The sequence below is a fragment of the Fibrobacter succinogenes genome (assembly GCF_902779965.1).
Lineage (GTDB): Bacteria > Fibrobacterota > Fibrobacteria > Fibrobacterales > Fibrobacteraceae > Fibrobacter > Fibrobacter succinogenes_F.
This window is the reverse complement of record NZ_CACZDK010000010.1, coordinates 32,200-52,520: the sequence shown is the minus strand read 5'-3', so window position 1 is coordinate 52,520 and position 20,321 is coordinate 32,200. Positions and strand designations below refer to the sequence as shown.

Annotated in this window: 16 protein-coding genes and 1 tRNA gene; 13 read left to right on the top strand and 4 right to left on the bottom strand. The window is 47.8% G+C overall.

Annotation, left to right across the window (positions count from 1 at the left end; all coding sequences use genetic code 11):
• Nucleotides 1-7 precede the first annotated feature (7 nt).
• From HUF13_RS06595 to HUF13_RS06585, 3 genes are all read left to right on the top strand, one after another.
• Complete coding sequence (locus HUF13_RS06595) at nucleotides 8-751, top strand: ABC transporter ATP-binding protein (RefSeq protein ID WP_304038896.1); 744 nt, start codon at nucleotides 8-10, stop codon at nucleotides 749-751.
• A 42-nt stretch (nucleotides 752-793) separates the two neighbouring features.
• Nucleotides 794-1,741, top strand: coding sequence for a TraB/GumN family protein (locus HUF13_RS06590; protein ID WP_173474382.1), 948 nt, complete (start codon nucleotides 794-796; stop codon nucleotides 1,739-1,741).
• A 158-nt stretch (nucleotides 1,742-1,899) separates the two neighbouring features.
• Complete coding sequence (locus HUF13_RS06585) at nucleotides 1,900-2,718, top strand: TraB/GumN family protein (RefSeq protein ID WP_173474381.1); 819 nt, start codon at nucleotides 1,900-1,902, stop codon at nucleotides 2,716-2,718.
• Here the strand turns inward: HUF13_RS06585 and HUF13_RS06580 are convergent.
• From HUF13_RS06580 to rho, 3 genes are all read right to left on the bottom strand, one after another.
• The gene (locus HUF13_RS06580; protein WP_173474380.1) at nucleotides 2,699-4,063 is read right to left on the bottom strand and encodes a sigma-54-dependent Fis family transcriptional regulator; all 1,365 of its coding nucleotides are present in this window, start codon (nucleotides 4,061-4,063) and stop codon (nucleotides 2,699-2,701) included. The genes HUF13_RS06585 and HUF13_RS06580 overlap by 20 nt on opposite strands.
• 98 nt (nucleotides 4,064-4,161) lie before the next feature.
• Nucleotides 4,162-4,968: a pyrroline-5-carboxylate reductase gene (gene proC / locus HUF13_RS06575; protein WP_173474379.1), complete on the bottom strand. Its 807-nt coding sequence runs from the start codon at nucleotides 4,966-4,968 to the stop codon at nucleotides 4,162-4,164.
• 269 nt (nucleotides 4,969-5,237) lie between these two features.
• Nucleotides 5,238-7,274: a transcription termination factor Rho gene (gene rho / locus HUF13_RS06570; RefSeq protein ID WP_369697078.1), complete on the bottom strand. Its 2,037-nt coding sequence runs from the start codon at nucleotides 7,272-7,274 to the stop codon at nucleotides 5,238-5,240.
• A 353-nt stretch (nucleotides 7,275-7,627) separates the two neighbouring features.
• Here rho and folK point away from each other — a divergent pair, with 353 nt between their 5' ends.
• Genes folK through panC form a run of 3 tightly spaced genes read left to right on the top strand, consistent with a single transcriptional unit; the run spans nucleotide 7,628 to nucleotide 9,638 of the window.
• On the top strand, nucleotides 7,628-8,137 hold the full coding sequence (gene folK / locus HUF13_RS06565) for a 2-amino-4-hydroxy-6-hydroxymethyldihydropteridine diphosphokinase (RefSeq protein WP_173474378.1): 510 nt from the start codon (nucleotides 7,628-7,630) through the stop codon (nucleotides 8,135-8,137).
• Nucleotides 8,137-8,787 (top strand): deoxynucleoside kinase, encoded by a 651-nt coding sequence (locus tag HUF13_RS06560; protein ID WP_173474377.1) that lies wholly within the window; start codon nucleotides 8,137-8,139, stop codon nucleotides 8,785-8,787. Before folK ends, HUF13_RS06560 begins: the two co-directional genes overlap by 1 nt.
• A 2-nt stretch (nucleotides 8,788-8,789) precedes the next feature.
• Nucleotides 8,790-9,638, top strand: coding sequence for a pantoate--beta-alanine ligase (panC, locus tag HUF13_RS06555; RefSeq protein ID WP_173474376.1), 849 nt, complete (start codon nucleotides 8,790-8,792; stop codon nucleotides 9,636-9,638).
• A gap of 61 nt (nucleotides 9,639-9,699) precedes the next feature.
• Here the strand turns inward: panC and HUF13_RS06550 are convergent, their stop codons facing one another.
• Nucleotides 9,700-12,813 (bottom strand): CHASE2 domain-containing protein, encoded by a 3,114-nt coding sequence (locus tag HUF13_RS06550; RefSeq protein ID WP_173474375.1) that lies wholly within the window; start codon nucleotides 12,811-12,813, stop codon nucleotides 9,700-9,702.
• A gap of 101 nt (nucleotides 12,814-12,914) precedes the next feature.
• Here HUF13_RS06550 and HUF13_RS06545 point away from each other — a divergent pair, with 101 nt between their 5' ends.
• The 7 genes from HUF13_RS06545 to HUF13_RS06515 all read left to right on the top strand — a co-directional run bounded on the left by HUF13_RS06545 (nucleotide 12,915) and on the right by HUF13_RS06515 (nucleotide 20,312).
• On the top strand, nucleotides 12,915-16,139 hold the full coding sequence (locus HUF13_RS06545) for a DNA translocase FtsK (protein ID WP_173474374.1): 3,225 nt from the start codon (nucleotides 12,915-12,917) through the stop codon (nucleotides 16,137-16,139).
• A 173-nt stretch (nucleotides 16,140-16,312) separates the two neighbouring features.
• Entirely contained in the window at nucleotides 16,313-17,224 is a 912-nt protein-coding gene (ispE, locus tag HUF13_RS06540; protein ID WP_304038895.1) for a 4-(cytidine 5'-diphospho)-2-C-methyl-D-erythritol kinase, read from the top strand.
• A gap of 340 nt (nucleotides 17,225-17,564) precedes the next feature.
• Nucleotides 17,565-17,636, top strand: a tRNA-Gln gene (locus HUF13_RS06535).
• 31 nt (nucleotides 17,637-17,667) lie between these two features.
• The gene (locus HUF13_RS06530; RefSeq protein WP_173474373.1) at nucleotides 17,668-18,288 is read left to right on the top strand and encodes a 50S ribosomal protein L25; all 621 of its coding nucleotides are present in this window, start codon (nucleotides 17,668-17,670) and stop codon (nucleotides 18,286-18,288) included.
• A gap of 86 nt (nucleotides 18,289-18,374) precedes the next feature.
• Nucleotides 18,375-18,578, top strand: a complete 204-nt coding sequence (locus HUF13_RS06525) for a hypothetical protein (protein ID WP_173474372.1) — start codon at nucleotides 18,375-18,377, stop codon at nucleotides 18,576-18,578.
• A 67-nt stretch (nucleotides 18,579-18,645) separates the two neighbouring features.
• Nucleotides 18,646-19,764, top strand: a complete 1,119-nt coding sequence (locus HUF13_RS06520) for a hypothetical protein (protein WP_173474371.1) — start codon at nucleotides 18,646-18,648, stop codon at nucleotides 19,762-19,764.
• A complete protein-coding gene (locus tag HUF13_RS06515) occupies nucleotides 19,761-20,312 on the top strand; it encodes a TlpA disulfide reductase family protein (protein WP_173474370.1) in 552 nt (183 codons plus the stop codon). Before HUF13_RS06520 ends, HUF13_RS06515 begins: the two co-directional genes overlap by 4 nt.
• Nucleotides 20,313-20,321 lie beyond the last annotated feature (9 nt).

The following is a 20,321-nucleotide window of genomic DNA, read 5'->3' as shown; positions in this document are numbered from 1 at the left end:
GGCGTTGATGAGTGAATTGAAAAAATCTTCTGTTTTGTTGGAATGCAAAAATTTGCTTGTGGGTTATGGCAATGCGCTCTCGACAATGAATGAGCCGTTTGATTTTGCGCTTACGCCTGGAACGGTTGTGGCCTTGATGGGCGAGAACGGGTGCGGCAAAAGTTCGCTGTTGAAAACATTTGCGGGCTTGCTTTCGCCGGTTGCGGGCGAGGTTTCGCTTGAAGGGAAACCGCTTGTAAATTGGGCTCCGCGTGAACGTGCGCAGATTATTTCGCTGGTGCGCATGTCGAGTGCTGTACCGCCTCGCATGAGTGTGAGTGAATTTGTTCGTTTAGGCCGATCCCCCTATTCTGGAATTTTTGACAGTCGCACGGAAGAAGACAAACGCATTGTCGAGGAATCGATGGCGCTTTTGGATGTTGCGAATTTTGCGAATCGCCCGATTGCAGAACTGAGCGATGGCGAACGAAGCCGCGTGTTTTTAGCGGAGGCTGTGGCGCAACAGGTGAAGGTCTTGTTGCTCGATGAACCGAATGCGTTCTTGGACATTCCGCGTAGCCACGCGCTATTCCGGTTGCTTAAGAAAATCGTAACGGAACGAAATATGGGCATCATTGTTTCGACTCATTCTGTGGAATATGCGGAACGCTATTGCAATAGAATTATGGTGGTGAATGGTGGTGCTGTGCGTGTGGCGCCTGCGGACGAAGCTCGTAAAAATGGATTGCTTGATTGGACAGATCTTTTTTAGTTGTGTATATTTAAATTGATTTCTTTAGGGAGGATGAAAATAATGAAAAAAATTCGTGCTTTGCTGGGGACTTGCTTGACATGCTGCATGGCATGGTTGGTGGCGTGTTCTGAATCGTCAGTATTACCGGAACCGTCAGTGGATTGGGGGGACAAACACTTTTTGTGGAAAGTGTCGGATGAAAATTCTTCGGTATGGTTGCTGGGGAGTATCCATGTGGCTGATGCTTCGTTTTACCCACTTCCAACGGTGATTGATTCTGCTTTTAATGCGGCGAGTGAACTTGCTGTTGAAATAAATATGAGTGATGCTTATACATCAAGCGAAGTACAGTGGCTGATCAATCGGCGTGGAATGCTTCTTGAGGGAACTTTATGGGATTTATTGCCAACAACATTGTGGTATTCTTTAGATAGTCTTTGCTCTGCATGGAATTTGCCTGTGAGTACGTTTGAATCGATGCGACCTTGGTTGGTAGCTTCGAGTATTAGCACTTATGCGTATATGCAGGCTGGGTTGAAATCTGAATATGGGTTTGATAATGTGTTCATGCGGAAGGCCTCAGAGGGTGGTAAACCTATCATCAGCTTGGAAACTGCAGAAGAGCAAGTTGAGGCGTTAGCGGGTTCGTCGGAATCCGATTCGGCTGGCATTTGCTTGTTGAAGTCTGCTATACGCGAACTTCCTAAAGTTAAACCTTCGATAAGAGATTTGGTTAAAGCTTGGAAAACGGGCGATGATGAACTGTTGAATAGTATGTTGTCAGAAGAAAACACGCAAGATTACACACCGAGCGAAGTGCTGTATATGGAAGAGTTTAAACAACGTCTTTTGGTAAATCGCAATGCGAAAATGGCAGATTCTGTTGCCAGTTTTTTGCGTGACGATAGAAACGTTTTTGTCGTAGTGGGTGCTGCCCATTTGGCTTTTGAAGAACACAACGTGATTGAAAATCTCAGAAATCGGGGCTATGTAGTTGAACGCTATTAAAAGCTCTTTGCTGTAAAATTTTTAAGATTTATTTTATGAAAAAAATATATACTTTGTTTGCTTTATTTTATGTACTCTTGGCGGCTTGCTTGATTGCTTGTTCGGGGACTTCAAAAAAAAATGCGTCTCAGCCAGAAAGCAAACATTTCTTTTGGAAAGTGTCCGATGAAAATTCTTCGGTATGGGTGCTGGGGAGTATTCATTTGGCCGATTCGACTCTTTATCCGCTTGCACCTGTAATTGATTCTGCTTTTGCGCATGCGGATGAACTTGCTGTAGAACTCAACATGAACGATGAAGAAGTCGTGAAAGAAGTGGGGGAGCAATCGGCAGCGCAAGGAATGCTTGCTGAGGGAACGCTTCGCGATTTGTTGCCGCAGGACATGTGGAATACAGTAGATAGCCTTTGTACGGCTTGGGATGTTCCGATTGTAATGATTGAGAAAACTCGTCCGTGGCTTGCGGCAATGACGCTCAGTTCGTATGCGTTTATGCAGGCGGGTTTGAATCCAGAATATGGAATTGATTACGTGCTGCTAGATCGTGCGGCGATGGATGGCAAGGCGATTATCGGTTTGGAAACGGCTGAAGAACAAATTGGCGCTCTTGCGGATACAACGGAATCGGATTCGGCTGGAGTTTACTATTTAAAGACGACTTTGCATGAAATTGCAGAATTTGAATCTTTGGTTTCAAATCTGATGCAAGCTTGGAAAACGGGCGATGATGACATGTTGCGCCGCTTGCTGGATGATGGCGAAAATGATGAAATGCCTTTGCATGAAAGCAAATTTAAAGATGAGTTTGAACAACGTATTTACGTGAACCGCAACGCAAAAATGGCTGATTCAATAGCTACTTTTTTGCGTGAAGACAGGAAAGTTTTTGTTGTTGTGGGTGTAGCGCATTTGGCGCTTGAAAAAGACAATGTGATTGAAACGCTTCGCAAGCGCGGCTTTAAGATTGAACGTCTTTAACGCTTAAGCCAAGGCGGGCGAGGCGGTTGTATAGCGCGGTGCGGTTCATGTGAAGGCGTTCGGCGGCAAGGCTTACAGATCCATCGCAATTGCGGATGGTTGATTTTAAAAATTCGCGTTCTTCGTCGAGTTGCATATTGCGGAAGTCGTCATAGCTATTGGCGTTATAAGCTTTGATGGTGGCGCTATCGGCGCTTGAAAATCCTGAAATTTTGCGTGAATCTTCGTCGATTTGCAGGTCTTCGGGATTTAAAACTCCGGGGTCTGTAAAGCAAAGCGCGCGCTGGATGACGTTTTCGAGTTCGCGAATGTTTCCGGGCCAGTTATGCTCCTGGAGTTTTTTCAAAGCATCGGGCGAGAGTGTGTAAGGTTCGCCTGCTGGAGCATACTGACGGATAAAGTAATTTGCTAAATCCTCAATGTCTTCTTTGCGGTCGCGGAGCGGTGAAAGCTGCATTGGAATGACGTTTAGGCGGTAGTAAAGATCTTCGCGGAAACGCTTTTCGAAAATTTCTTCTTTGAGGTCACGGTTGGTGGCCGCGATGATGCGTACGTTGATGTGGCGTGTTTTGTTGGCGCCAATGGGGCGGATTTCGTGATTCTGGATGACTCGCAAAAGCTTGACTTGAGCGTGCAGAGGCATGTCGCCGATTTCATCGAGGAATATGGCTCCGCCGTTGGCATCTTCGAATAAGCCGATGCGCTCGTTTTGCGCTCCCGTAAAGGCTCCGCGTGTGTGCCCGAAAAGTTCGCTTTCGAAAAGTGCCTCGGGAATAGCGCTACAGTTGACGGTAACGAATTTGTCGTAAACGCAGGCAATAGCGCGTGCAATCAAGTCCTTGCCGACTCCTGATTCTCCTTGAATGAGCACTGGGCCTGTATGCAAAATGGCGCGTTCTACGTTCTTGCGCAAACGTTTTATGGCATCGCTTTTGCCGACGAGGTGCGACATTCTTTCGCGAAAAACTCGTTTGGCGTTGTAGATTTCCTTGAGACGTGAAATTTTGCTCATCAAGTGAAGGCGCAACGCTTCAGTTGAAAGGATCGCATCGTAAAGTTTGCTAGAAACAGTGGCGTGGCGCTCGGGGGCTTCGGCGTAGGCGAGAATCATGGAGTCTGGATTGTGCTCGCGGAGGCTTGAAAGCAATTCTACGTTTTTTGCGGTAAAAGAATCTAAATCCCAAATGACAATAGCCGCGAGCGGAGCTCGGAGCGCTTCTGCGATTTCAGGCGAATCGTCATTGGTTGGGGTATGAACATCGACCTTATTATCCACAGAAGAAAGAACGTCCAAGATGAACGAGGACGTTGCAGTCTCTTTTGTGAAAAAATCGATGGAAGGCATTTTAGTTGGAAGTAGGAAGTTGGAAGTCGGAAGTTTATAATCGCGGCTTTGCCGCCAAACTTAATACAGTCTACTTCCTACTGTCTACCGTCTACTGTTTACTTTCCCAGTTCCTTGCTGCGGTTCGTGCCGGCGACGACAGCCTTGATGAGCGTGCTGCGGAATGCGCCTTCTTCGAGGGCGTCGATACCTGCGATGGTCGTGCCTGCCGGAGAGCAAACCATGGCGCAGAGGTCGCTTGGGCTCTTGCCGGACTGTTTCACGAGTTCAACGCTGCCTTCGATGGTGCCGAGGGCGAGCTTGAGGGCGACATCGCGGGTGAGGCCTGCTTTAACGCCGCCGCGGGTAAGGCCTTCGATGAATTCAAAGACGTAAGCGGGGGCGCTGCCGGAAAGTCCGGTGACGGCGTCGATAAGAGATTCTGCAACGCGGCAGGTCACGCCGATGTTACCGAAAATTTCTTCTGCAATTTTGAGCGTTTCTTCGGAGACTCCGTCTGTAGCAAGGCCAACAGAGCCCTTGCCAACGGTAAGCGGCAAGTTCGGCATCACGCGGAGCACTTGGTTCTTTTCGCCGAGAACTTCGATGAGGTTCTTGCGGACAACGCCAGCCATGATGCTGATGAATGTCTTTTCGCTCTTGAGCGTTGCTGCTGCAGCCTTCCATTCGGCGGCGACGAGCTTGAAAATCTGCGGCTTTACGCAAAGAAATGTGACGTTAGCCTTTTCGATACCTTCGGCAAAGCTCTTGACGCGGACGCAACCGAGGGCGCTCACGGCTTCGGCAGCCTTGTCGCTTGGGTCAAAGAAGAAAATGTTTTTGGCGTCGGTGCCTGCGTTCAAAAGACCGCGGAGAATGGCCCCGCCCATGTTGCCAGTACCGGCAAAGAAAATCGTTGAGTTCATTTTAGTGTCCTTTTTAAGCTTTATGGATTGCTTCGGCCCCTTACAGGGGTCTCGCAATGACGTAAGTTGTGAGCGTTTTTCGCAATGAGGATAGTTGCGATTGCGCTATTATAAAATTTCAATAGTAAACGTAAAAATTTTTTGCTTGTAAAAAGGGAGATGCCCGCTCGGAGGCGGGCATGACAGGCTTAAAAAGAACAGCCCGTGCGGAGGCTGGGGAACATTGTAAAAAAAAGCGGAACGCCTTGTGAGCGTTCCGCCAAATTTCGTTAGACTTTCGGCTTGGACAGGACGGCGAGGAGTTCGGCATTCGTCTTGAGCTTGCTCATGAGCTTAAGCAGGTTCTCCATGATGCCCGTTTCCGTCTCGTTCTGACTACCGCGACGGAAGTTCCAGGCGGCATTCTGTTCGAGGAGCGTAAGCAAGCGTTCTTCTTTGCGGGTGCCGGACTTGAATACGTCAATGGCGGGCCAGATGCGCTTTTCTGCGATGCGGCGGTCAAGCACGAGTTCCATGTTACCGGTTCCCTTGAATTCTTCGAAAATCACTTCGTCCATGCGGCTACCGGTTTCAATCAAAGCGGTACCGATGATGGTGAGGGAGCCGTTCTTCTGGACTTCTTCGCTGATGGAACCGTCTTCGTTTTTGACGGTGCGAATCTTGTCCTGAATTTTACGGGCGGCACCGAAGAATTTTTTCGGGAACTGCATGGCGTTGGCATCCACACCACCGGAGAGAATCTTGCCGGAGTGCGGAATTACAACGTTGTTTGCACGAGCGAAACGCGTGATGGAGTCGAGCAAAATCACGACGTCTTTCTGGCTTTCCACAAGGCGCTTTGCCTTTTCCAAAACCATATTTGCCACGCGGGTATGGTGCTCAGGCGGTTCATCGAATGTGGAGGCAACGACTTCTGCTTTGATTTCGATTCCCTTGTCGGCTGCCTTTTCCTTGATTTCCGTGATGATGTCACGCATTTCGGTGACTTCTTCCGGGCGTTCGTCGATGAGGAGCGTGATGAGGATGATTTCAGGATGGTTCTTTGCGATGGCGCGGGTTACGTTCTGCAAGAGAACGGTCTTACCGGTACGCGGAGGTGCAAGAATGATACTACGCTGTCCCTTACCGATAGGCGAGAACAAGTCCATGATACGGGTGCTGTATTCCGTTTCGTTCCATTCGAGGTGGATCTTTTCTTCCGGGTGAATCGGCGTTAAATATTCGAATGCCACGCGACGGCGCATCTTGTCCGGTTCTTCAAAATTCACGCGGTCAATGCGGCGCATCGAGAAGTACTTATCTTGTTCGCGAGGCGTGCGCACAAGGCCTTCAATCGTATCGCCAATCTTGAGGTTGAATTTACGGATAAGGTTTTGGCTAACATACACATCGTCGGTGCTGGTCTGGTAGTTCTGATCCGGCATGCGGAGGAACCCGTGGCCTTGCGGAGTCACTTCGAGGACGCCTTCTGTATAAATGATGTTGCCTTCGTTTTCGAGACTCTGCAAAATGTAGTTGAGGGACTGCTTACGCATTCTGCGGAAGTCCACTTCCTTTTGCACGGCGAGTTCCTGCAATTCGCTCATGGAGAGCTTGCGGAATTTGAGCCAGTTTTCCTTTGCCTTTAAAATGGCTTCGGAACCCGGTGCCGGGAGCGTTGCAGAGTCATCGACAAATTCTTCTTGTTGGAAATTGCGGTTGTTGCGATTGTTCTTGTTGAACTTATTGTTCTTATTGAACTTGTTGAATTTGCCGTTCTGGTTGTTGAAACGGCGGTCGTCCTGACCTTCGCCGTTTTGAGCCTGAGCATCGCCTTGCTGAGGTGCGTTCGGGTCAGCTTGGCCTTCACCTTGCTGTGCAACTTCTGCGTTTTGCGGAGCGGCTTCGCCGGCGTTTTCGTTTGTGTAGATAGCTTGTTCGCCCGGTTGGTCGTTCGAAGTTTCGTAAGATGGAGCGCTAGCGAAAATCGGTTCAGAAATAGCGTCTATGTTTGAAACTCCGTACTGTTCGGCAAGGCGCTTTTCGGCGGCTGCAATGCCATCGACCGGTTCTTTCTTTTCTTGGAAATCCTGTTCTACATCGGCCTGGTAATTTGTTTCGACTTCCTTGTGGACTTTGGTCTTGGAGCCCGGCTTCCTGCCACGACGTTTCGGCTGAGGTGCCTCTTCTACATTCTCAGGAAGTTTGTCTGGAGTTCCCAAGTAGTCGGGTACGGGGATTCCCGTGCTTTCGGGATAAACGAGGTCCGTCAAAGATGATGATTGGGTGTTTTGTTCTAAATTTTGATTCTTAGGTGTTCTGGGCACGATTGCGTCCTATAATTAGATATTTCAAGAAAATGAAATAGACTTATATAGTGAATGGATAATAAGGGCTTTGTTGCCCCAAAAATTTTAATGATGATTAAATATTATGTTCCGAAATGGCGGAACGGGTTAAAAGATACATAATAATTTGTGAAATGTCATAAAAAAAATTTTTTTTATGAAAAATATTATGTGTTTTGATTTCTAAGTCCTAAGTTACAAGAAAATTTTATTTTTAGAAACACTAGTAACTAATAACTAGTAACTATTAACTAAGTACTTCTTATTGCCTGCCGTTTACTTCCTACTGTCTACTTCCTACATCCTACTCTAAAAATGACTATATTTGGGGCGTGGAATCTTTAAATAGAGTATATGTAGCACTCGGAAGCAATCTTCCAGACCGCTCGGCCCACTTGAAAGCCGGGAGGGACATGCTCCGCCGCGTGAGTGCGGGGGGATGGGTAGAAAGCCCGATTTACGAGACTCCACCTGTTGGACCGGCTGGCCAGGGACCTTATTTTAATCAGGTTGTGAGCTTTTGGTACGATGGTGACCCGACAAAATTGCTGTACTATTTAAAGGGATCCGAGCTTATTCTTGGACGCAAGGACCGCGGACATTGGAATTCTAGGGAAGTGGACCTGGATTTGTTGTTCTTTGGCTGTGAAATTTGCACTGGTCGCCCGACTATCCCGCATCCGCAGGTTTATAACCGCCAGTTTGTGCTTGTGCCGCTTAACGACATTGCTCCGGACTGGGTGGATCCAAAGACGAATAAGGCTGTAAAGGACTTGCTTTCGGAATTGCTTCAACGTGAAGACAAAATTCCGTTCCGCGTCATAGAAGGGGAGGAACCCTGATGCTTGCAGACAAAAATATTCATTTTATGGCTATTGAAGGCGTGATTGGCGTTGGAAAAACTTCACTTGCACGCACCATTTCTGAACGCTGGAACGCGATGTTTATCGAAGAGAATTTTGCGGATAATCCTTTCTTGCCCAAGTTCTACGAGAACCGCGCGGCATATGCCTTCCAGACACAGTTGTTCTTTTTGCTTGACCGTTTTAAACAGCTCCAGAATTCTGCATTGCAAAGCGACTTGTTCCACGATTTGCTCGTGAGCGATTACACGTTTGACAAGGACCGCATCTTTGCTTCGCAGAACCTCACCGAAAACGAACTTACAATGTATGACCAGGTGTCGAACGCCTTGAACCACGATATCCGCAAGCCGGATTACGTTGTTTATTTGCAAGCAAGCGTTCCGACGCTTTTAAAACGCATCAGGGGTCGTGGCCGCTCGATGGAAAAGACGATTGACGGTAACTACCTGAGCGATTTGCAGGACCGTTACGACCATCATTTTTGGCATTACACCGACGCTCCTGTATTGATTATCAATACTGATAACATTGATTTTGTCCATAACGAAAGCCATTTGCAAATGGTATTGAACGCAATTGCGTCCTGCCCAAGTCAAACGACTTATTTTGTTCCAGAAGGTAACTAATCATGCAGATAATTAAGTCTATCGATTCCCTACGTCAAGCGCTTGCTCCTCTCGCGAAAGAAGGGAAAAGAATCGGTCTCGTTCCAACGATGGGTGCACTCCATGAAGGTCATGGCGCTCTTATCAAGGCTTCCGTGAGCGAGTGCGATGTGACTGTTGTAAGTGTGTTTTTAAACCCTATCCAGTTCGGTAAGAACGAGGATTTGGACAAGTATCCGAAGCGCTTGGAAGCTGATGCTAAACTTGCGGAATCGATTGGCGCGGACTTCGTGTTTGCTCCGTCTGTTCAGGAAATGTATCCGGATGGCGACCCGATGACGCTTGTTCGCGATGAACAGCTCGAAAGCATGTATTGCGGCGCTTACCGCCCGGGACATTTCCGCGGTGTGTTGACGGTCGTTTCCAAGTTGTTCCTGATTTCGGGCGCAAACGATGCCTTCTTTGGCGAAAAGGATTACCAGCAGGTGTTCTTGATCGAAAAGATGGTGAAGGACTTGAACTTTAACATCAAGATTCATCGCGTGAAGATTGTTCGTGAAGAAAGTGGCCTTGCTCGCTCTAGCCGTAACGAATATTTGACGGAAGAAGAACGTGCTCAGGCACTTGGCATTTACAATGGCTTGAAGGCGGCTAAGGCTGCTTACGAAGCGGGCGAACGCAGTGTTTCGAAAATTCGCGATACCGTCGTGAAGTCGATTGTGGCTGCTCGTGGCGTTGTGCAGTATGTTGAAGTCGCAAGCCAAAAGACTTTGCAGAAGTGCAATGGCGCTTTGGGCGAAGAAAAGGCTGTTATCTTGGCCGCTGCTTTCTTCGGCAAGACGCGCCTCATTGACAACATGGAGCTTAATTAGAACTTTGGTTCGACAGGCTCACCAACCTTACAAGGTTCCTGAGCTTGCCGAAGGGCTCCAACTACTTCTCCGTAGCGGTAAAGATGCCATCCCACTTTTCGCCTGCTTTTGCGGGCGGATTTTCTTTATAGGCGATGCAGCGCTTGATGAAAACTTGACTCGGACATGTCTTACTTCCTGGATCGCGTTCGGGAAGATGCGGCTCAAAGTCTAGACATTGTGTAAAGAGTTCTATGGCTTTGTCCCATTCCATCGCGAGGTATGCTTCACGAGCCGGTTTCCAAATGGATACCAGCTTTTCCAAAACCATGGCGTTGTCATCGCTAGCGTATGCCAAAAGTTCAAATGTTTCAACAGGTTCATCTTTACCGACAACGCGGATAATGTCGAGGGAACGGAAAATGTACAGCCCGTCAATTTTTTGTTCTATCAGTTGATCGACTGTATTCTTGCACACGTGAATGTAGGCTCCGTATTGCTTGGCTATGCTTTCAAGACGTGCAGCGAGGTTCACTTCGTCGCCCATCATGGTATAGTCTTTTCGTGTGGTTGTGCCCATGAATCCAGTCACTATGTTACCTGTATTAATGCCGATTCGCATGTGCATTTCGTGCACCACTTTGGGCCATTTGTTGCCTTCGCTAATCCATTTTTTGCGGAGTTCCAAAAGGTTGCTTTGCATATCGAGGGCGGTATCGCAGGCACGTTTGGCGTGGTCTTCGTATGGTCTTGGCGCACCGAAAAATGCGATAATGGCATCGCCTTCGTATTTGTCTAGAGTTCCTTTGTTCTTAATCTTAAGAACATCGGTCATGACGGTCAAATATTCGTTTAGCAGTTTAACGAGCTGATCTGCGCTGCCAATTTGCTCAGAGAATGTTGAAAATCCCTGGATGTCCGTGAAATATGCCGTGATGACGGATTCCTGTCCACCGAGCTGTGGCATTTCACCACTTTGAATGATTTCTTCAATCACTTCTTCGGATAAGAATTGCTGGAATGTATTTCGGATAAATTGCTTTTCTTTGTTTTCGAAGACGGCCTGTACGACCATTGCAAACATGTTTGTGGTAATGATTGTTAATATTTGTTTTGATACGCCGATGTAGAGGTTGTACCTGAAACAAACGTAAGCGAACAGAATGTAAAAAATAGTGATGCTGATGGCGCTAATTAACGATACGAAACTTCTGCAGTAAAGCCCGATGAACGTGCAAAGAATGGCAAGCAAGATGACTATATAATTCTGGTATTGTTCTTTTAGAATGGTCATGTAGTCATCTTCGAGAATGTTTTTGATGATATTGGCATGGACGAGAATGGCCGGAAGATTTTCTTCGTGGGGCCCGTTCACAATATCGAGAAGTGCCGAAACAGAAGATCCGAGAATGAATATTTTACCGGCGTATTGATCAATGTTTGTAGAATCTTTGTAAATGTCGTAATAGGAAATATGCTTGAACGCTCTAGTTTCTGGCAGAACTCGGTTAAATCGACCTGTGAATTTGATGAGGTATTTGCCATGATTGTCAATAGGAATACGTTTGTAAGTGCCAAATCGAAGTTCTTCGCCCATCTTTAGATTGCTGATTTTTTCATCGTTGACTTTAGAAATTTCTTGAAGAATTTTGTTTGTGAAAAAGCTGATGGATGTAGACCATTCGTTCCTAGCTTTGTTGTAACTGATATTCATGTGGTGAGATAAATGCTTGTGCTCACCGATTTTGAGTTTGTGATAGCTAGACTCGTAAAAATGAATAGTCTTGACGACGTTGGGGGTAATGTAGGTTTCGTTTTCTGCTTTGTCTTTGATGATGTAAACGCCTTCTTCATCTTCGCTTTTTGCCATTGTGAATCCGTGACCGAGATCGATAGATTCACTTTCTTTCAATTTGTCAAAAATGCTGATAGGCATTCTTCGTAAAAGTCTTGACAGGGTGTCGTTTAAATTTTGGTCGTCTTCAACAAAAATATCGAAGACGATATTCCCTTCGTTGTTTCGTCTGGCTGTGATTTTTGAAGATGTTTCGATGAGGCTTGCTTTTTTTGCACCGCTAGCCATAATTTCTTTCATCTTGTCGCGCAAACCGATGAACATGGGGTACGTAAAGTTTGGATATGTCGTATGGTATTCGCCCACAGAGTCTCGATAAATTCCGAAAGGTTTGCCGATATCGATATATTGCCCCATTTTGATTTTGACGTCTTTCGGGGATTTGTGAAATAAATGCAATATGGTCATCAGCGAAAGCGTGGAATAAATTCGCTGGGGGGCAAGTTTGTCGTCTTGTACGAACGGGAATTTGTACAACATATTGACACGGCGAACGATGCCATCGTTGTCGGGGTAGGCGTTTACGGCTCCTAGTCTGACCCCAGCATTCGCTAGCTCTGGAAAAATATTATCGAGTAGCTGGCGTGATTCGATGTCTTGCGGTTTATCAGCTTGGTTTAATTGGAACGTTGAAGAGAATCCGATTTTTTTTGCTCGGTCCCATGTGCTTAGCGGGTACCAGTCGCTTTTGTACTTGTAGTACGAAGTGTTGGTCATTAAGTAACTGACAATACAAATGCCGGAATTGCGCGTGGCTTCGACGAGCATGGAGTCGAAATTGTAATAGGAATGGATTTGAGAAAAAAGGGCAAAATGACTTGTATCAGGATCTAGGGATGTGAGAATTTGGTTGCATTGATCTCCTCTTCTTTTTCCGAAGTCGGCATCTTTGAAGAGAATATCGAATGCGACAGCGGCGGCTCCACCTTCGCTTAAATTCTTGATGACTTGGGCATGAACGGACCTGTCCCAGGTGTAGTAGCTGCCAAGCTGCTGCAACGATTTTTCATCGATATCAACGACAATAATGTTTGAATCGTTGTTATCAATGTGTCCTTTTACCATGACGGTATCATTTTTTTGCTCTTGTTCTTTTCTGTAATTTTCAAGATCTTTTATTGCTAAGACTGTGTCGCCCTTGCTTTTTGTCGTTACAATGATGGAATCCTGAACTGCAGTTGTCCATTTAAAAAATTGGTCATAGAAAATATTTTCTGCTGATTCTGCGGTATAGTTGTTTTGTGGATTTCCGAAGACAAGAATGAGGATTACGGCGATTGCCGAAAGTGTTACCCCTGTAAACAGTTTTGTGATTATGTCTTTTGAATTTTTTTGTGCCATGGCCTAAAAAAAATAATAATTGAGTTAAGTGTGTCATTTTTTGCGCAAAAATTAAGGTCGATAATAGACTATATTTGGAAGGTAAATAGAGGAGCGTGTTTTTGGCTGTTCAAAAGAAAAAAACTGTTAAGAAAACAAAAAAGCCCAAGGTTGAACCGAAAAAGGAAATTCAGGAGCCGGATTCGTACTTTATTACGATGATGGTGGGCTATATGGTTTTGCTTGCGGGCGTAATCCTGTTGCTTGGATGCGTCACGATTTCGATTGTTGGCGAAACTGAAAACTGGCTAGGCCATTATTTTGGCGTTATATATCCAAGTTTTATGACGTTCCTGTTTGGACGTGTGGCGGTTGTCGTTTTTACGGCATCGCTAATCCTTTGGGGACTTTTCATTGCGGTTGCTTCGTTGCGACCGAAGTTGCTGCGCTTTGCGGTGGGCGTAAGTTTGCTTGTTGTGAATGTATCGTTTCTTATGTCGCTCAAGAATTTTGGCGTAAAGAATGTTTCGAACGATGCGCTTTCGATGAGCGGTGGCGTTTTGGGCGAGTTCTTTTTGCAGAATTTGGCGATTCCCGTGTTTGGGCGTGTTTCGTTTGTCGCTCCGCTAATCTTGCTTGTGGTGGCGTTTGCTTTGATTCTTGTGCTTTCGTTCGGTGTGCGTCCGAGGCATTTTAAGTTTGTGGCGCAGACGATGCGATATGTGAGTGGCGTTTTTGGACAGCGCCGCTCGATGGCGCCGATTGAGGTCGAAACAGTTGAAGTCCCAGCGGTGAAGAACGATAAGAAAGAGTCCGAGAAAAAGACGCTTCGCCGCGGTGTCGTGATGGAAGACGAGACGATGATTTTTGTTCCCGATTCCGTGAAAATGCGCAGGCGCGGGAAGGTCGAGCCGTTTAACGGCCGCCATAACTGGCTCACGGATGAATTGGATGTAAGCCGCTCGGATATGCAAACGCAAGTGGGGAACGATGCTTTTGGACTTAAGCAGTATGCCGGGAACGCTTTGCCGGGGAATGTTGCTGGGGCTGCCGCTATGGGCGGTAATGAAAATGCCGCTGCTGTTGCGAACGGAATGATGCCTGGAGATCCGCATAGTGCACAACCTGTTGCGGGTGAGGAGACTTTGGGCGATGGAGTTTACGAAGATCCTGAAATTCGCCGTTTGGAAGAAGAATTGCGCTTGAATGAACGCCACATGAATGCGCTCCAGATTTTGGAAATCAAGGAACGCATCAGTGCGCTTCGCCGTGCCCGCGACATGATTGATTGGGAAAAGGGGCATGGCGGACGGATGAAGGTGAAAGGTGACGTGCGCCGTAACGGCGATGCGGAAACTTTGGAGGCGGTGACAGCTGCAAATGCAGGTGCTCAGGCTGGGGGGGACGCCGCTGCGAAAGCAAAGATGGCTGCTGCGAACGAGGCTACTCGTCGCACGGCAGAACGGACTGTTGTTGGTCATGTTGATGTGCCGCCATCTGCGAAATCGCAAACGAGTGTGAATACGGTGGTGCGCGATGCGACGCTTTCGGATTCTGTTGAAACTCGTGCTGCAATCCATGCCGAAGACCTTTTGGGTGGCGATGGTGCCCGTATCGAAGATTTCCCGGGGAGCCCAGCTGTTGAAGATGATGAAACTTTTGCGCCTGTAGTTGTGACTGCGGATGAAGTGGGCGAGGAACCGGAATTCGAAGAACCGATTCCAAGTGCGCAGGGTGGACGAGGTGGCCGCGGAAGTGCTGGCGGGAATGTTGGTGGAAATGTTGGCGGAAATGCGCGCCCGGCAGCGAAGGCTGTTCAATCTGCTCAAATTCCTGCTGCTCCGGCGGCTTCTTATGACAAATATCAAGTTCCCGAAATTGCAAAGATTCTCGACACGCACGAAGTGCAGACGGCGGATTACACCGAAGAAGAGCTGAATGCCATCGGAAAGATGCTCGAAGAAAAGCTGGAAAACTTCAAGGTGAAAGGCCGCGTGATCGGTTGCGAAACGGGTCCGATGATTACTCGTTTTGAAGTAGAACCGGGTCCGGGCGTGAAGGTGAGCCGCTTCTCGGCGTTGCAAGAAGACTTGGCGCTCCCGCTCAAGGTTTCATCAATCCGCATTTTGGCGCCGATTCCTGGCAAGGCTGCGGTTGGCGTGGAAATCCCGAATCGCAAGTTCCAGACCGTGTTCTGCCGCGATGTGTTCCTGAGTGAAAAGTTCAAGCCCGCTCCGGACAAGATTCTCGTGGCGCTTGGCAAGGATATTACGGGCGAATCGTTCACGATGGATTTGGCAAAGGCTCCGCACTTGCTTATTGCTGGTCAGACGGGTTCTGGTAAGTCCGTTTGCATTAACGCCCTCATGGCATCCATGCTCTTCAGCAAGACTCCGGATGAACTCCGCATGATTCTTGTGGACCCGAAGGCCGTGGAACTCAAGATGTACGAAAACATCCCGCACCTCTTGGCGCCTGTCATTACAAAGCCTGAAATTGCAATCCAGGCGCTCCAGTGGCTTTGTTACGAGATGGACCGCCGTACCGAAGTTTTGGCATCAGCAAAGGTGCGTAATATCGGCGGCTTTAATGCAAAGTTCGAAGCGGGTGAATTGCCGGATGAAGTTCCTGAAGAAGATCGCGGCCATCGCATGGCGTTTATCGTCGTGATTATCGACGAAATGGCGGACCTTATGATGGTTGCTGGCAAGGAAATCGAAAAGTCTGTGGCCCGCTTGGCGGCTAAGGCTCGTGCCGTGGGTATTCACTTGGTGCTGGCGACACAGCGTCCGTCCGTGAAGGTCATTACGGGTATCATCAAGGCGAACTTGCCGACTCGAATCAGCTTCAAGGTGGCATCGCAGATTGACGCCCGCACTGTCATGGACCATGCCGGTGCAGAAAAACTTCTCGGGCGTGGCGATATGCTTTACAAGGCTGTGAACGACCCTGATCCGGTACGCGTGCATGGGGCGTTCTTGAGCGACGAAGAAGCCGAACGCTTGGCCGATGCCTGCTCCGACCAGAACGTGTTCTACCCGCAGGTGGAATCGTTCGATGTCTCGGGCGGCGAAGATGGCGACGACGAAGGCGGCGGTTCGCTGAAAAACGAAAAGTTGGACAAGCTTTTGTTCGAGGTCGCGCAGTGGGCGATTAGCGTGAACGGTCTATCGACTTCGGCGGTACAGCGCCACTTTAGTGTGGGCTACAGCCGAGCAGGGAAGATTGTGGACCAGCTTTATGGCCTTGGCGTGTGCGGCCCCAGCAAGGGCAATTCGAAACCGCGAGCCATGCTTATCGGAATGGACGAACTTATGCAACTCGAACGCTCCGGGAGATTTGGATAAAGAAGAACTTAGAGCTTAGAACTTAGAACTTAGAAAAACGTTATTGCGCAGAGCGCATGACTGGTTCGCCTCAACAATGAACAAGTAAACTTGTCGCTGTATTCGGCTCCCACGTCATTGCGAGCGAAGCGCGGCAATCTATCTAAGCTCTACCAACTATTGACTATTGACCAATGACTATGAAAGAATACGCTCCAGCAAAGATCAATTTATTTCTCGATGTCATCCGCAAACGTGAAGATGGTTACCACGATTTGGGGACTGTTTTCCAGACGGTTGATGCGGGTGATACTGTCGAAGCGACGCTTCGCGAAGATGGCGAAATACACCTGACCTATAACGAACCGCAGAACTATCCGTTAGAATCGGATCTCGTGTTCAAGGCGGCGAAAGCGCTCAAGGAGTATGCCAATTGCGCTCTTGGTGCCGACATCCACCTCACGAAGGTTATGCCGCTGGGGGCGGGCCTTGGTGGTGGCAGTGCAGATGCCGCGGCAACGCTTCGCTTGCTCAACAACTTGTGGAACTTGAACCTCCCGTTTGAAACTTTGGAATCCATCGGTGCCCGTCTTGGAGCCGATGTGCCGTTCCTCGTTCGCGGTGGTACTGCTTTTGCCGAAGGTATCGGTGAGCGCCTGACGTTTGTGGAACCGCTGGAATTGCCTGAAGGTGCCGCACTCCTGATTGCGACTCCGCTGGATTCCGTCCCGACGAAAGATGCCTATGCCGGAGTCCCGAAATCTGGCCCGGACCGCTGGGAACAGTACAAGACGGCATGGAACACTTCAAAAGCCGCGCAGTCTTCTGGTGCGTCGACTTCAGCTCCGTCCGAGTCCGCAGCACCGCTCTTCTTGCAATCGGATTCTTGTTTCAACGCTTTTGAAATTTCCGTTTTCCCGACGCACCCGCTTGTCGCCGAGATGAAGCAAAAGTTCATTGAACTTGGAGCCGATGTCGCCTTGATGTCCGGTTCGGGGGCGTCTGTTTTCGGAATTTTCAAGACCAAGGAACTTGCTGAAAAGGCAGACGCAGCACTAAAGCCGATTTCTCGCTACCAGACCGTGACGAAATTCTGGCACCGGTAGGCAACGGTGCCGCAGTTAAGAGTTGGCTCTAGTCATTCTCCGCTAGGAGAATCCATACATCCTGTAAGTGCAATTGGAATTGTATGGATCCTCGCTTCGCGAGGATGACCTTATGTAGGTGGCGGAGCCACAGTTAAAAAATCTAAGTTGCAAGTTACTAGAACTTTACAGCAAGATTCTTTCTAGTAACTATTAACTAGTATCTAGTAACTAAAGAGCCTCTAGTAACTACTAACTATTAGCTAGTAACTAAATTTCTGTAAAATGCTCTTTTTTTTTGAAAATTTTTAGGCATTTATCTTTGACAAAAGAGATTTTTTTACTATCTTTGTCGCACCATTGGGGTATCGTCAAGTGGTAAGACAACGGATTTTGATTCCGTTATTCGTTGGTTCGAGTCCAGCTACCCCAATGAATTTTTTTTATCTAATGGAGATAATACAATGGAACTCACAACGCTCAAGGCTACCTCGAGAGTGCTAGGTGCAAACCGCGAAAACGCTCGTTTGCGTAAGGCTGGTCAGATTCCGGCCGTCTATTATGGTAAGGGTATCGAAGCTAAGAACATTGCAGTAAGCGAAATCGACCTCCGCAAGGTTCTTGCTCCGGGCAAGCGTTACACGCTTCTTGACCTCGAAATCGACGGCAAGGCTGGCAATCCGGCTATCGTCTACAGTGTCCAGAAGGACGCTATCACCCAGAAGATCACTCACGTTGACTTCATCAAGATCGCTGATGACGAATTCGTGAAGGTTCGTATCCCGGTCAAGCTCTCCGGTCTCCCGGTTGGTGTTAAGACTCAGGGTGGTATCTTCTCTCAGGAAGCTCGTTACCTCATGCTCGCTGCTAAGCCGGCTTGCATCCCGTCTGTTCTCGAATTGGATATCTCCAACTTCGAAACGAACGTGACCTTCTACGCTAAGGACTTCAAGCTTCCGGAAGGCGTTCAGCTCGCTTCTGTTCCGCGTACCGTTATCTTCTCAATTTCTTCTAAGTCTAAGAAGAAGGACGCTGCTGCTGCTCCGGCTGCTGAAGCTGCCGCTGCTGCTCCGGCTGCCAACTAATTTTGGCACCAAGCTAAAAAGCGAATTTGAGGCCTGTCCTGATTGGGGCAGGTCTTTTTTATAAACGCGTGAACGTGAAGTAAAGAATGGGTGGTCTATTCGCCATCAAAAATGCTATATTCCTATACATGAAAACTTTGAAAATTCTTTTCTGTATAGGACTCCTTGCGTTTATCGGTTGTGCTAGTTCCGAACCGCCTGCTCAACAGCGTAGCGTAAACACGGATGAAATTCGTGCGAATGCTGCTAAGGCGTACAGTGAACTTGATACAGTACAGGTGAACCACTAAGCGTCTGTAAAAATTTATATTTATCGGCATGAAATCCTTAAAGTTACTGTTTTGTGGCAGTCTTGTTATGCTTTTGGGTTGTGCGGGGAGTGAATCTGCTGCCAAACGTAGCGTGAATGCCGATGATATTCGTGCGAGAGCATCGCATGCCTATGACGAGATGGAGCCGGCTCAGTCCACGGCTTCTTTGCAAAAAGGTGAAGCGCAGGAAAGCGCCTCAAAGGCAGAAACGGTGATTTCTGCTGAATCTCAAGTGCCGCTTTCTGATTTGCTTCAGACTTATGCTTGCCCGAATGCGGATGATTTGCGTGGCATGGGAATTGCAACTGATGCGAATGCCGCATTAGTGATTGCGCAAAAGGAAATTTCGGCTAAAATCCAGTCTGTCGTTATTGCGCAGACGGAACAAACTCGACAGGCGAATGTGGATGCTTCGGGCAATGAAACGTTGACGTCTTCGTTCGAGGCGAAAACGCAAGTGATTACGCGCTTGCAAAATGCTCAGGATGCAAAGCCTATCGCGACGTTGACGCAGTCTGGAAAGTATGGCGTGATTGCTTGTATGCAACGCTCTGATGCGGCAAGGCCGTTTGTCAAGGAAGCTGCGCTCATGCAGGATTCCGTAATGCTTGCCCTCAAGACTTTTGAAGAGCAGAATCATCCGATTGTTAAGAACAAGGCGTTTATAACGGCCCGCGAAATTTATGTGCGTACGCTGGCTGTCGAAGATGTTCTTCATGGACTTGGAGTGGATGTTGGTCGCGATGTAAAGGCTGCCTTTGATTCTGCACAGCTGAAGTACAACGATTTCCGTTCGCAGTATGCTTTTTATTATCAAGATGAAAACGGCTCCGATGCAACGGCTTCGCAACGTCGCCTGGTATTCGAACGCATCTCGGCAAAGTATCCGGTGCGAAATGCGACTTGCTCGAACGGCCTTTTGTTGAAGTTGAGCGTTTCGCCTGCAGAATGTGTTGAAAAGAGCCTTGGTGTTTCGTGCTCTTCGAACTTGAGCCTGAGTGGTTCGAGTTGTAATGGAGAATCGTACTTTACCATCAATGCAAAAGTCAAGGGAAACGGTCGTTATGATGCCAAGGAAGCACAGGAACGTTTGAATGAAAATGTGGCTAAAGGCTATTGGTTCGAAGAGTGGATTTTAGAATTGGACAAGTGGAGACTTAAATGATCCGCGTTTTGCTTTTTGTCGCGTTTTTGGCGGTGTCGTTTTCTTTTGCCGCTCCGGCTTCATTGCCTGAAAAATCGCAGAAGATGAAATTGCCGACTGCCATTTCGGATTCGTTGCCGTGGTTTGCCGTTCGTGAATTTTCAGAAAGCTTGGTGCCGTTTACGCGTACACATCTAGAAAAGATTGCGAAAAAGAGCGATCGTACAGCGCTGGTCTATTTTGCAACGTGGTGCCTCCCTTGCAGGGCGGGAATCAAGCGCTTGGTCGAAAATGTAGATGAGCTCAATAAGAACAAAGTTTCTGTTGTGCTTGTGAACATTGGCGAACGAAATGAAGAATCCATAAAAAAATGGATCCAAAAGCTGAATGCTTCTGTATTTACTGTTGTAATCGACCCGTTTAAGCGCCTTACGGAAGGGTTTGGGCTCGTCAAGGAAAATGAAGAAATCAGCTTGCCGCGTACGATTGTGCTCGATTCGAAAATGAAGCCGTTGTTTATGCTTGGCGAAGAAGGCAACGACTGGCCGAAGGTTCTTTGGGCTAAGTAACGTATAAGT

Excerpts from the sequence above, each read along its gene's own strand:
- HUF13_RS06595 (WP_304038896.1), top strand. The coding sequence starts at position 8 with ATGAGTGAATTGAAAAAATCTTCTGTTTTGTTGGAATGCAAAAATTTG.
- HUF13_RS06590 (WP_173474382.1), top strand. The coding sequence starts at position 794 with ATGAAAAAAATTCGTGCTTTGCTGGGGACTTGCTTGACATGCTGCATG.
- HUF13_RS06580 (WP_173474380.1), bottom strand. The coding sequence starts at position 4,063 with ATGCCTTCCATCGATTTTTTCACAAAAGAGACTGCAACGTCCTCGTTC.
- proC (WP_173474379.1), bottom strand. The coding sequence starts at position 4,968 with ATGAACTCAACGATTTTCTTTGCCGGTACTGGCAACATGGGCGGGGCC.
- HUF13_RS06560 (WP_173474377.1), top strand. The coding sequence starts at position 8,137 with ATGCTTGCAGACAAAAATATTCATTTTATGGCTATTGAAGGCGTGATT.
- panC (WP_173474376.1), top strand. The coding sequence starts at position 8,790 with ATGCAGATAATTAAGTCTATCGATTCCCTACGTCAAGCGCTTGCTCCT.
- HUF13_RS06550 (WP_173474375.1), bottom strand. The coding sequence starts at position 12,813 with ATGGCACAAAAAAATTCAAAAGACATAATCACAAAACTGTTTACAGGG.
- ispE (WP_304038895.1), top strand. The coding sequence starts at position 16,313 with ATGACTATGAAAGAATACGCTCCAGCAAAGATCAATTTATTTCTCGAT.
- HUF13_RS06530 (WP_173474373.1), top strand. The coding sequence starts at position 17,668 with ATGGAACTCACAACGCTCAAGGCTACCTCGAGAGTGCTAGGTGCAAAC.
- HUF13_RS06525 (WP_173474372.1), top strand. The coding sequence starts at position 18,375 with ATGGGTGGTCTATTCGCCATCAAAAATGCTATATTCCTATACATGAAA.
- HUF13_RS06520 (WP_173474371.1), top strand. The coding sequence starts at position 18,646 with ATGCTTTTGGGTTGTGCGGGGAGTGAATCTGCTGCCAAACGTAGCGTG.
- HUF13_RS06515 (WP_173474370.1), top strand. The coding sequence starts at position 19,761 with ATGATCCGCGTTTTGCTTTTTGTCGCGTTTTTGGCGGTGTCGTTTTCT.